Origin of the sequence: Polynucleobacter parvulilacunae, assembly GCF_018881715.1 — a bacterium.
GTDB lineage: Bacteria > Pseudomonadota > Gammaproteobacteria > Burkholderiales > Burkholderiaceae > Polynucleobacter > Polynucleobacter parvulilacunae.
This window is the reverse complement of record NZ_JACVPW010000002.1, coordinates 18,184-29,895: the sequence shown is the minus strand read 5'-3', so window position 1 is coordinate 29,895 and position 11,712 is coordinate 18,184. Positions and strand designations below refer to the sequence as shown.

Below are 11,712 nucleotides of genomic sequence, written 5' to 3'. Positions count from 1 at the left end.
ACTTGAGGTCATGAATTCAACAAAAATGCGCATTCTCTCTGCTACCGCAGCAATTGCTGCTCTAAGTCTTGCGGGCTGCGGCTCCATTGAATCTGCCGCTCAGGACGATTGCACGTCAATTGGCTGGCAAATCGGTAGCAAGGGCTATCAGGACTGCTACAAAGCAAGGTTATACGAGCGCAAGTTGGATTACTCATTGCCGCCTGGCGATAAACCGTCCCCTTCCTTGATCTAATCAGGGTAAACCCTTGACTCAAGTCCTTGAGCTCCGTCAAGGACTTAGGGCGTTAAATACCCCAAAATTAAGCGTTATTTTGCATATCTAGAGCTTGTTCGGCTTTTTGTCGGACCGTTTTTTGGGTATGCAAAATGGGATAAAGCATTGCATTAGTGCATTGCATAAAAGCTATAAATATAAAAATTAGAGACTAAGAACTATGAATCATCCAAAGCCTTCTGGAGAAGTCAAAGCGGTTGCCGTTGCAACAGCAGATGATTTGAGGGAAACCATTCGTCGCAAGAGTAAGTTAAAGGGCCGTCAAGCTGACGATGCTTCTATTGCGGAAGTTCGAAAACTGATTGGTAGCGCGCCACATCGTCGCGATCTCTTAATTGAAAATCTTCACAAGCTTAATGATGAATACCGTGCCTTGCATGATCGTCATTTAGTAGCCTTAGCAAAAGAAATGAATCTGCCAATGGCAGAGGTATATGAGGTTGCTACCTTCTACCATCACTTCGAAGTAGTGCGTGGCAATGATCCGGTAGCAGACATCACGATTCGTGTTTGTGATGGCATCGCCTGTGAATTAGCGGGCGCACAAAATCTCTTGGCTAAGTTGCCAGCTATCCTAGGTAATCCGAATATTAAAGTCGCTGCAGCCCCATGTGTAGGGCGTTGCGAGCAGGCTCCTGTAGCGGTGGTTCATCAGTACCCAGTGCTGTTTGCCACGGTGGATAAAGTATCTGCTGCTGTCAAAAACAATCTGACTACACAGCCGATGGCAAAAGATGATGCTGTTTTTGATCCTGCCTCTTTAGCAGAGCAGGGTGTCTCGCCGCAAGGTGAGATGCAAGCAGTTTCTCCTGACTATGTTGGTTATGAGTCTTATCGTGCTCAAGGTGGTTACGCTTTAGCAAAAGAAATCTTTGAAGGTAAGAAAGATGCTGAAAGCATCATCAAAGCAATGGAAAGCTCTGGCTTACGTGGTTTAGGCGGCGCAGGTTTTCCAGCGGGTCGTAAATGGCGCATCGTAAAAGATCAAGTTGCTCCAAAGTTAATGGCTGTAAATATTGACGAAGGTGAGCCTGGCACATTTAAAGATCGCACCTATTTAGAGCGCGATCCCCATCGCTTCTTAGAGGGTCTGCTCATTGCAGCAAGCGTGGTGGGTATTGATGCTTGCTATATCTATTTGCGTGATGAGTATCACGGCTGCAGAGAGTTGCTTGAAGCTGAATTAGCAAAACTCAAAGCTAATCCGCCTTTTGCATTGCCGAATATTGAATTACGTCGTGGTGCTGGTGCTTATATTTGCGGTGAAGAATCTGCCATGATTGAAAGTATCGAAGGTAAACGTGGTGAGCCGCGTATGCGCCCTCCATATATTGCACAAGTCGGTTTGTTTGGACGCCCAACCCTAGAGCACAACTTTGAGACGCTGTACTGGGTGCGTGACATTGTTCAGCGCGGTCCAGAATGGTTCAGTTCATTCGGTCGTCATGATCGCAAGGGCTTGCGTAGCTTTAGTGTGAGTGGGCGCGTGAACAAACCTGGCGTGAAGTTGGCTCCAGCCGGTATCACTATTCAAGAACTGATTGATGAGTATTGTGGCGGCATGCAAGATGGCCACAAGTTCTACGGTTATTTACCTGGTGGTGCATCAGGCGGCATCTTGCCGGCAACCATGAATGACATTCCGCTCGACTTTGATACTTTGCAGCCATATGGTTGTTTCATAGGCTCTGCTGCGGTAATGGTGTTTAGTGACAAAGATAAAGCGCGTGATATGGCTTTGAATGTGATGCATTTCTTTGAGCATGAGAGCTGTGGTCAATGTACACCTTGCCGAGTAGGTACAGGCAAAGCTGCTAAGTTGATGCAAGCTAAATCTTGGGATCAAGAAACCTTAGAAGACTTAGCAACCGTGATGGTAGATGCTTCTATTTGCGGTCTTGGCCAAGCGGCACCAAACCCTATTCGTTGTATTCATAAATATTTCCCAGAAGAAGTGAAATAAGCCACTTATAAAAAATAGGGAATAACGAGACAAACATGAACGCACCCACAAATCCTAAAGAACTCGAACTACAAACCGTTGAGTTCAAGCTAGACGGCAAGACGATCGTTTCCTACGAAGGCGAAACGATTCTCAAGGCTGCTAAACGACACGGTATTGATATTCCACATCTATGCTTTAAAGATGGTTACCGTCCTGACGGTAACTGCCGTGCATGCGTAGTCGAAATTAATGGCGAGCGTACATTAGCGCCAAGTTGCTGTAGAAGCGCGACTCCAGGAATGGAAGTTAAGGCTAATAGCGAGCGTGCTGTAAAAAGTCAGAAATTGGTTCTGGAAATGTTGTTATCAGATATGCCAGACGAAGGCTTTAAGTGGGTTGGAGACAGCAAGGAAGAAGAGCAAAAAAATCAACATGGCGAACTCAGCACCTGGGCAGCACGCATGGATGTCACAGTTCGACCAGAGCTCAAAGCACTCCGTCGTGAGAAGGTAAGTAGCGACATTTCACATCCAGCGATGGCTGTGAATTTGGATGCGTGTATTCAATGTAATCGCTGTGTACGCGCTTGTCGTGAAGAGCAGGTTAATGATGTGATCGGTTACGCCATGCGTGGCGGTCATAGTGAGATCGTATTCGACTTAAATGATCCAATGGGTGACAGTACTTGCGTTGCCTGTGGCGAATGTGTACAGGCTTGCCCAACTGGTGCATTGATGCCTAAAGGTTTGATTGGTTCACAGACAGTGGATCGCAAAGTCGATTCTGTTTGTCCGTTCTGTGGCGTCGGTTGTCAAATCACTTATAACGTTAAGGATGAAAAGATCGTCAGCGTTGAAGGTCGTGATGGCCCTGCCAATCACAATCGTCTCTGCGTTAAAGGCCGTTTTGGTATGGACTACATCCATAACCCACAGCGTCTTACTAAGCCACTCATTCGTAAAGCGGGTGTTGCTAAAGATGAGTCTATGCTTGAAGGCAAGCAAGATTGGTCTGACATCTTCCGTGAAGCGACTTGGGAAGAGGCTTTAGAAGTCGCCGGTGGCGGCTTGAAGAAACTCAAAGATCAATACGGCAATAAAGTATTGGCTGGCTTTGGCTCTGCAAAGGGCAGTAACGAAGAAGCTTACTTATTCCAGAAACTGGTTCGTACTGGTTTTGGTAGCAATAACGTAGACCATTGCACACGCCTTTGCCATGCTTCGTCTGTAGCAGCGCTTCTTGAGGGTGTTGGTTCTGGTGCAGTAAGCAACCAAGTGAATGATGTTGAGCACTCAAGCATGATTTTCTTGATTGGATCCAATCCAACCGCTAATCATCCTGTTGCTGCTACCTGGTTCAAGAATGCTGCTAAACGTGGCGCAAAAATTGTGTTGTGCGATCCTCGTAAGACCGAGATTAGTAAACATGCTTGGCGCACAATGCAGTTCAAGCCGGATACCGATGTGGCGATGCTCAATGCCATGATCTTCACAATCATTGAGGAAGGTTTGGTCGATAAAGAATTTATTAAAGACCGCTCTAATAACTTCGAGGCTCTCAAAGAAAACATCAAGGGATATAGCCCTGAAGCGATGGCGCCTATCTGCGGTATTCCTGCAGAGACATTGCGTGAAGTAGCGAGAGAGTTTGCAACCACCAAGTCAGCCATGATTTTGTGGGGCATGGGTGTTAGTCAACACGTGCATGGCACAGATAACGCGCGTTGCTTGATCGCATTAGTCAGTATTACCGGTCAAATTGGTAAGCCTGGTTCTGGATTGCATCCATTGCGTGGTCAGAATAACGTGCAGGGTGCCAGTGATGCAGGATTGATTCCGATGATGTTCCCGAACTATCAGCGCGTTGACAATCCAGAAGCACATGCTTGGTTTGAAAAGTTCTGGGATACGCCATTAGATAAGAAGCCTGGCTATACCGTAGTAGAGATCATGCATAAGATCACTGCGCCGGATAGTGATCCAGATAAGATTCGTGGCATGTACGTCGAAGGTGAAAACCCTGCGATGAGTGATCCTGATTTAAATCACGCTCGTCATGCTTTGGCTGCCTTAGATCTCCTCGTAGTCCAGGATATCTTTATGACCGAGACAGCACTCTTGGCTGACGTTGTTTTGCCAGCCAGCGCTTGGCCAGAGAAGGCAGGTACTGCTAGCAATACTGACCGCATGGTTCAGATGGGTAAGAAAGCGATTAACCCTCCGGGTGATGCGAAACCCGATTTGTGGATTATTCAAGAGATCGCCAAACGCATGGGCCTCAACTGGAGCTACCAAGGTCCAGATGCTGGTGTTGCTGAGGTGTATGACGAGATGCGTCAAGCAATGCATGGTGCCATCAACGGCATCACTTGGGAGCGACTAGAAAAAGAATCTAGCGTGACTTATCCATGCTTATCCGCTGAAGATCCAGGTCGTCCAATCGTGTTTGATGATCAATTTGCAACAGCAGATGGCAAGGTAAAACTCGTTCCTGCTGACATCATTCCGGCAAATGAGCGACCAGATACTGAATACCCATTTGTATTGATTACTGGACGTCAATTAGAGCACTGGCATACCGGCAGTATGACGCGCCGCGCCACTGTGCTGGATGCGATTGAGCCTATGGCTACTGTATCGATGAACGGTGAGGACATGACCCAGTTAGGTGTATCTGCTGGCGATGTCATTACAGTTCAGTCACGTCGTGGCGAGGTTGGTATTCACGTGAGACGGGATGATGGCACACCAAGAGGCGTAATCTTTATTCCGTTTGCCTACTATGAGGCTGCGGCTAACTTGATCACCAATTCAGCGTTAGATCCATTTGGCAAGATTCCAGAATTTAAGTATTGCGCTGTGAAGCTAGCTAAAGGCGGTGAAGTGGCCAAGATCATGGGATATGGTACGAATGCCCCAGGTGGATCAAAGGCAATGTCTAACGTTTAATTAGGATTTGGCAATTCACAAAATGGCTCCCAGATGGGAGCTTTTTTGTTGAAAGACCTTGTTTTCAGCAGTACTGCTTTTGTAGTAAAAAGGCTTTACGGGGGAAATCATGAGCAGATCAGTCAAAATTAATGATGATTTATATGAGGCAGCAAAGGTTGAGGCTAGAAAAGAACACCGAACTATTGCGGCCCAAATTGAATTTTGGGTAAAGTTAGGGCGGGGAGTGATTGATAATCCCGACTTACCTACACCCTTCATTGCTGACTCATTGGCATCACTTTCAGAGCCAAGGCCAGCAAAGCAGCCTCAATATAAGTTAGAAGAATTGCTGGCTAATTGGAATCCAGGGGAAAAGCGCTCGAAAGAGGATGATGCATGGCTGGAGATGAAGCCCATGGGTAAAGAGGTTTGGTAGCGTTTTAGGCATATTTGCACCTCGTTTTGCTTGATATCTTCGCAGTTTTTTTGGTTGCTATGGACTCATGTAAAGTCGTGTGAGAACAAGATTCCTAATGCCCTTTAGAATGTTCCTTCTATGGCCAGTTCCAAACCCTCCGCAAACACCACTGCAAAAGCTGAACTTCCTGTCCTCATTATTGGGGCCGGATTAGCTGGTTTAACCGTTGCCTTGCATATGGCTGAATCTCAGCCAGTGATTTTGATGGCTAAACGGGGCTTAGGTGAAGCTGCTACAGCTTGGGCTCAAGGAGGCATTGTTGGCGTTGTCGACAAAGAGCATGACAGTATTGATTCACATGTGGCCGATACTTTGGACGCGGGTGCCGGTCTCGTGGTGGAATCGACTGCACGCTATATCGCTGAAGAAAGTGCTGATGCAATTCGTTGGTTGGTAGAGCAGGGCGTTCCATTTACAGAAGATAAATCTGGCCCAATGGGTTTGCACTTAACGCGTGAGGGCGGACATAGTCATCGCCGTATCGCACATGCTGCCGATGCCACGGGTAAAGCTATTCATGAAGTGCTGCTTGATAAAGCAAGAGCCCATAAAAATATTCAGATCTTGGAGCATTGGATTGCGCTCGATCTCATCACCAATCGCCAACTAGACGCTAAGACTCAACGAACTAAACCTAATCGTTGTTATGGGGTGTATGCACTCGACATTAAAAACAACCGTGTAGAAACCATCGAAGCAAAGTCAGTGGTATTAGCTACTGGCGGCGTTGGTAAGGTTTACCGCTATACCAGCAATCCTGATACCGCTACCGGCGATGGTATTGCCATGGCTTGGCGTGCAGGTTGCCGCGTGGGCAATATGGAATTTATTCAATTTCACCCAACATGCTTGTATCACCCGAGCGACCGTACCTTCCTGATTACAGAAGCGATGCGAGGAGAGGGCGGTTTGCTGAAGTTGCCTGATGGCACGCGTTTTATGCCTGAGCATGATGACCGCAATGAATTAGCTCCACGTGACATTGTTGCTAGGGCCATCGACTTTGAAATGAAGAAGCACGGCTTGGACTATGTCCATCTAGATGCCACACATTTAGGCGAAGCATTTATCAAAGAGCATTTCCCGATGATCTATGCGCGTTGCATGAGTCTCGGTTTAGATATCACCAAGGAGCCTATTCCGGTGGTGCCTGCTGCGCATTACACCTGTGGTGGCGTTGTGACAGACCTTAAAGGCCGCACGGATTTGCCTGGCCTCTACGCAGTTGGCGAAGCAACCTATACCGGTCTTCATGGCGCCAATCGTTTGGCAAGCAACTCATTATTAGAGTGCGTAGTCATTGGTAAGGCAGCAGCAGAAGACATATCCAATCTCAAGACCCCAGTGATGCCTGCTCTTCCTTTATGGGATGAGAGTCAAGTTGAAGATGCCGATGAACAAGTCGTTATTGCCCATAACTGGGATGAGCTGCGTTCACTCATGTGGAACTACGTAGGTATTGTGAGAACCAATCGTCGTCTTGAGCGGGCCCTACATCGCATTAAGCTGTTGCGCTATGAGGTGCAAGAGTATTACGCCAACTTCAAAGTAACGCGCGATTTAATTGAACTCAGAAACCTCTTGGAGTGCGCAGAGCTCATCGTGCGCTCAGCCTTGATGCGCAGAGAAAGCCGTGGTCTCCATTACAGCCGTGACTACCCCGGCACTTGGGCTGTCTCTTACCCAACCATCCTGACTCCTCAAGCAGAGGGTGCTGAGACGGATTCCACCTCCTAGGTCTTGAAAGCTATAAAGCCCGTTTTTTGGTGATAAGCTAGCTCAATATCACGAGGAATGACATGGCCAGTTTTAAAGAAGAAGTCAGCGAACATATCTCTGCTGTTTACCAAACGGCAGCAGATGAAATCAAGAATTGGTTTAGTGCCTTAAGAGAAGTCTGGCCACTTGTTTTCCTATTAATTCTTGCGCTATCTATTCTGATTTGGTTTGCAAAGCCTGCGCCACCGAACAAAGTATTAATGGCAACCGGTACCGGTGGCTCCTACAAAGTCTTGGGTGAACAATATAAGACCTATTTTGAGAAAAAAGGAATTAAGCTCGAACTGGTAGAGACCCATGGTTCAAAAGAAAATCTACAGCATTTAATTGATCGCAAGGATCCAATCCAAGCGGCCCTTGTTCAGGGTGGAATGATTGCAGTAGACAATCTCTCTGGCGTGGAATCCCTTGGCAGTGTTGACTATGAGCCGGTATGGATGTTCTATCGCAAGAATGCCTTCAATGAAAGCATTCACGTATCTGATAGAGATATTGCCAAACTGAGAATAAATATTGGCCCGGTAGGGAGTGGAACGCGTACTCAGGCCCTGAATATTTTCAAACTCAATGGCTTGAATGGTGATGCCCCTAATCTACTCGGACTTGGCAATGCTGAAGGTGTTGATGCCTTAGTGCGTGGCGAAATCGATGCCGTTATTTTGGTGGATGGTTTTGATTCACCAAATGTGCAAAAGCTGATTAGAAATCCTGGCATTAAATTGACTTCGTTTACGCGCGCAGATGCCTACACTCGGTTATTGCCCTATTTTGAGGAAGTATCTGCACCCATGGGTGGCTTTGATCTTGGGAAAAATATTCCTGATCACCCTATACAGTTGATTTCGACTACAACCAATCTTTTGATTGATAACCGCCTCCACCCAGCAATCCAAGTTTTATTCCTCGAGGCTGCCCGAGAAATTAACGGTAACAAATCCTATTTTTCTAAGGCGGGAGAGTTTCCGGCCTATATGAATACTGAAGCGCCATTGAGTGATGAGGCAAAGTTCTTCTATGAAAAAGGCACTCCGACATTAATGAAGTATTTGCCATTTTGGCTCGCCGAGTTCTTGGAGCGCATGTTCTTCCTCTTGCTTCCCTTTGCTGCTTTTGCTTATCCGATTATTAAGTCAATTCCAACATATAGAACCAACCTGGCTAAGAAGCAAATTAACTCGATTTATAAAGAGTTGGATAAATTTGAGCAGAACACGATTCAAACCTTTGACCCTAATCGTCGCAGTGAATATATTGAGGTGCTCAATGAGATGGAGCGCAGAATACTCAGATCAAAAGCAGCAAAGCTAGCCACTGCTGAATGCTATAGCCTGCGAAGCAATATTGAGTTTATTCGTAATGCGCTGGAGAAGCAGATCATTTATAAGGGTAGGGAAGGGTAAGGTAAGTTAAGCGCGAGCTTTACTAATTGGTTTTGTGTGCAGGCTAAGGCCAAGGGCTGTAAGAACCTTTAGTACGGTATCAAAGCCCGGGATTCGATCGCCAGACAATGCTTTATATAGGCTTTCCCTTGAGAGCCCTGATTCCTTGGCGACTTGAGCCATTCCTTTTGCACGCGCTATGTCACCAAGGGCCTTTGCAATAAACGCTGCATCTCCGTTAGATTCCTCAATGCATGCCTGAAGATAGAGAGCCATTTCTTTGGGAGTACGCAAATGTTCTGCTACATCATATGGGCTGGTAATTGTTTTTTTCATCTCATTCACTATATGTTTTTAGCTAAATATTTTGCTATCTGAATATCCTTGTTCTGAGTTCTTTTGCTACCGCCGATAAGGAGAAGGTAAACCGTATTCTCTTGTTTTGCGTAATAAATCCTGTAGCCGGGTCCAAAATCAACCTTCATCTCAAAGACTTTGCTGCCAACAGACTTTGTATTTCCCTGATTGCCTTCAGCTAAACGTTTAATTCTGGCTTGAATTTTTGCTCTCCCTATCAAATCTTTTAGGGAGTCCAACCAGACCTTGAATTCTTCAGTTTTCCTTATTTCATGCATGCATTAATGTAGCCAATAGGATACATTAAGTCTGTAGGAAAATCTATAATTTAGATGGGAATTTACTGAATAAACCTAAAGAATGCGCATCGAGAAATCAACCGCATGTACATCCTTGGTGAGTTTTCCAAGAGAGATGCGGTCAACACCAGTGCTTGCAATGGCGCGCATTTGGTCTAGATTGATGCCACCAGAGGCTTCCAGCAAAGCACGTCCAGCGGTAATGGCAACAGCCTGCTTCATTTGATCGGTGTTGAAGTTATCAATCAAAATACTTTTCGCACCCGCAGCTAAAGCTTCTTCAAGTTCAGCAAAGTTTTCTACTTCAATCTGAATATCCACTCCAGCATTAAGTGCTTGAGCATTCTTTAGGGCTGCCGTAACACTACCAGCTGCAGCAATATGATTTTCTTTGATGAGAATGCCGTGCCAAAGGGCTAAACGTTGATTTTTCCCGCCACCAACGAGCACTGCATACTTCTGAGCCTGACGTAATCCAGGAACGGTTTTACGTGTATCCAATACCGCGCAGCCCTTTGGATTCGGGCTAGCACCTGCAATTGCATCAACGTGCTGACGTGTAATGCTAGCTGTCCAAGAAAGCGTTTGTAGGAAATTAATACAAGTACGTTCAGCAGAGAGCAGGGCTTGTGAGTCAGCTTCAATATCGCAAACCTTGGTATCGGGTTTCATCATGTCGCCCTCTAGGTAATGCCAAGCTACTTTGGAGTTGGGATCAAGCTTCTTGAGTGTGCCTTCAAACCAATCCACACCACAAAGAACGGCTTCTTGGCGAACGATTAACTGAGCTTTAACAGGCTTACTGGGAACGAGCTTTGCAGTCCAATCACCAGTGCCGATATCTTCCATGAGTGCATCATGAATATTGCGTTGGCGAGCTTGTTCTAAGGTTTCGTTGTATTCAAACATATATAAATATAAAAATTAAGCGGCGCCAATATTTTTTACAAAGCCATGCTGCGCTTTAGCTAAAAGGTCAGGATGGTTTTTGGTGAAGTCGAGCATGCGCTCTATACAACCCAATGCTTGAACACGAATAGGTTCTTCGATGAAGATTTCACCAGATTCGTTTTCTAGGCAATTCAAAATTCCTTGTAAGCCATTCATGGCCATCCATGGGCAGTGGGCACAACTCTTGCAGGTTGCACTATTGCCAGCAGTTGGCGCTTCAATCAGCTTCTTATTGGGGGCTAGCTGACGCATGCGATGCAAGATGCCGTTATCAGTAGCAACAATGTACTCAGTAGCGGCGCCTTCAACCACGGCCTTAATCATGGCGGAGGTAGAGCCCACAACGTCTGCAAGGTCAACGACTGCTTGCGGTGACTCTGGATGAACCAAGATCATGGCATTAGGGTGGGCGGCTTTCAAAAGTTCAAGCTCCACAGCTTTAAATTCATCATGAACTATGCAAGCACCATTCCATAGCAACATATCTGCGCCAGTTTGCTCTTGAATGTAGCGACCCAAATGACGATCGGGTGCCCACAAGATTTTTTTACCTTCAACTTTGAGTTGATGCACGATCGCTAGAGCACAAGAGCTCGTTACCATCCAATCGGCTTGAGCTTTGACTGCAGCGCTGGTATTTGCATAGACCACGACAACGCGATCAGGATGTGCAGCTCTAAAGGCAGCAAAGTCCCCAGCATCGCAACCAAGATCAAGTGAGCAGGTTGCATCGAGGTCGGGCATGAACACGCGTTTTTCAGGGCTAAGTATTTTTGCCGACTCACCCATGAAGCGCACGCCAGCAACAATCAGATTTTTTGCGGAATGATCTTTACCAAAACGCGCCATCTCCAAAGAGTCAGCAACGTACCCACCGGTCTCCATCGCCAAATCCTGAATGTCACCGTCAACATAGTAGTGGGCGACTAAAGCAGCATCTTTCTCAACCAATAATTGTTTAATGCGAGCAATGACGGCGGCCTTCTCGGAATCATGAAGTTGGGGAGGGGTTTTGGCCCAAGCTTGGGCGGTACAGGTGGCGCCAGCAGCATTTTGCTGGGGGTAATCAAAGGCAATAGGTGAGCTCATAAGCAATTTTAGCGTGCATAAAGAATTGGCAAATATATTCAAAATGTCGCGTTTTTGCGGAAATATGTACCAATGGGTCGGCCATTCTTCCTGCTCTCATTAGCCTGGAAATGAGGCCAAAAAAGCTCTAAAAATAGCCCCTTCTTGGAGGCTTTTTCCTGCCTAATTATTAAGCATCCACAAAAACTATATAAATCAATGAGTTATAACGTTATCAGGACGCTATTT

General features: G+C 46.3%; 10 protein-coding genes. 6 read left to right on the top strand and 4 right to left on the bottom strand.

Annotated features, from left to right (window positions below; translation table 11 throughout):
• The first annotated feature begins 10 nt into the window (after positions 1-10).
• The 6 genes from ICN18_RS05475 to ICN18_RS05450 all read left to right on the top strand — a co-directional run bounded on the left by ICN18_RS05475 (position 11) and on the right by ICN18_RS05450 (position 8,809).
• On the top strand, positions 11-235 hold the full coding sequence (locus ICN18_RS05475; RefSeq protein ID WP_216189506.1) for a hypothetical protein: 225 nt from the start codon (positions 11-13) through the stop codon (positions 233-235).
• A gap of 202 nt (positions 236-437) precedes the next feature.
• Positions 438-2,240, top strand: coding sequence for an NAD(P)H-dependent oxidoreductase subunit E (locus ICN18_RS05470; protein WP_216189505.1), 1,803 nt, complete (start codon positions 438-440; stop codon positions 2,238-2,240).
• Positions 2,241-2,275: 35 nt separating this feature from the next.
• Positions 2,276-5,170, top strand: coding sequence for a formate dehydrogenase subunit alpha (gene fdhF / locus ICN18_RS05465; protein ID WP_216189504.1), 2,895 nt, complete (start codon positions 2,276-2,278; stop codon positions 5,168-5,170).
• Between the two features lie 109 nt (positions 5,171-5,279).
• Positions 5,280-5,588 (top strand): TA system antitoxin ParD family protein, encoded by a 309-nt coding sequence (locus ICN18_RS05460; protein WP_216189503.1) that lies wholly within the window; start codon positions 5,280-5,282, stop codon positions 5,586-5,588.
• 120 nt (positions 5,589-5,708) lie between these two features.
• A complete protein-coding gene (gene nadB, locus ICN18_RS05455; RefSeq protein ID WP_216189502.1) occupies positions 5,709-7,367 on the top strand; it encodes an L-aspartate oxidase in 1,659 nt (552 codons plus the stop codon).
• A 62-nt stretch (positions 7,368-7,429) separates the two neighbouring features.
• The gene (locus ICN18_RS05450) at positions 7,430-8,809 is read left to right on the top strand and encodes a TAXI family TRAP transporter solute-binding subunit (protein ID WP_216189501.1); all 1,380 of its coding nucleotides are present in this window, start codon (positions 7,430-7,432) and stop codon (positions 8,807-8,809) included.
• 6 nt (positions 8,810-8,815) lie between these two features.
• On the opposite strand, the gene ICN18_RS05445 is transcribed toward ICN18_RS05450, so the two are convergent.
• The 4 genes from ICN18_RS05445 to nadA all read right to left on the bottom strand — a co-directional run bounded on the left by ICN18_RS05445 (position 8,816) and on the right by nadA (position 11,484).
• Positions 8,816-9,124, bottom strand: a complete 309-nt coding sequence (locus ICN18_RS05445) for an addiction module antidote protein (RefSeq protein WP_216189500.1) — start codon at positions 9,122-9,124, stop codon at positions 8,816-8,818.
• Positions 9,125-9,132: 8 nt separating this feature from the next.
• Positions 9,133-9,423 (bottom strand): type II toxin-antitoxin system RelE/ParE family toxin, encoded by a 291-nt coding sequence (locus ICN18_RS05440; RefSeq protein WP_216189499.1) that lies wholly within the window; start codon positions 9,421-9,423, stop codon positions 9,133-9,135.
• A 75-nt stretch (positions 9,424-9,498) separates the two neighbouring features.
• Positions 9,499-10,353: a carboxylating nicotinate-nucleotide diphosphorylase gene (gene nadC / locus ICN18_RS05435; RefSeq protein WP_216189498.1), complete on the bottom strand. Its 855-nt coding sequence runs from the start codon at positions 10,351-10,353 to the stop codon at positions 9,499-9,501.
• 15 nt (positions 10,354-10,368) lie between these two features.
• Positions 10,369-11,484, bottom strand: coding sequence for a quinolinate synthase NadA (nadA, locus tag ICN18_RS05430; protein ID WP_216189497.1), 1,116 nt, complete (start codon positions 11,482-11,484; stop codon positions 10,369-10,371).
• Positions 11,485-11,712 lie beyond the last annotated feature (228 nt).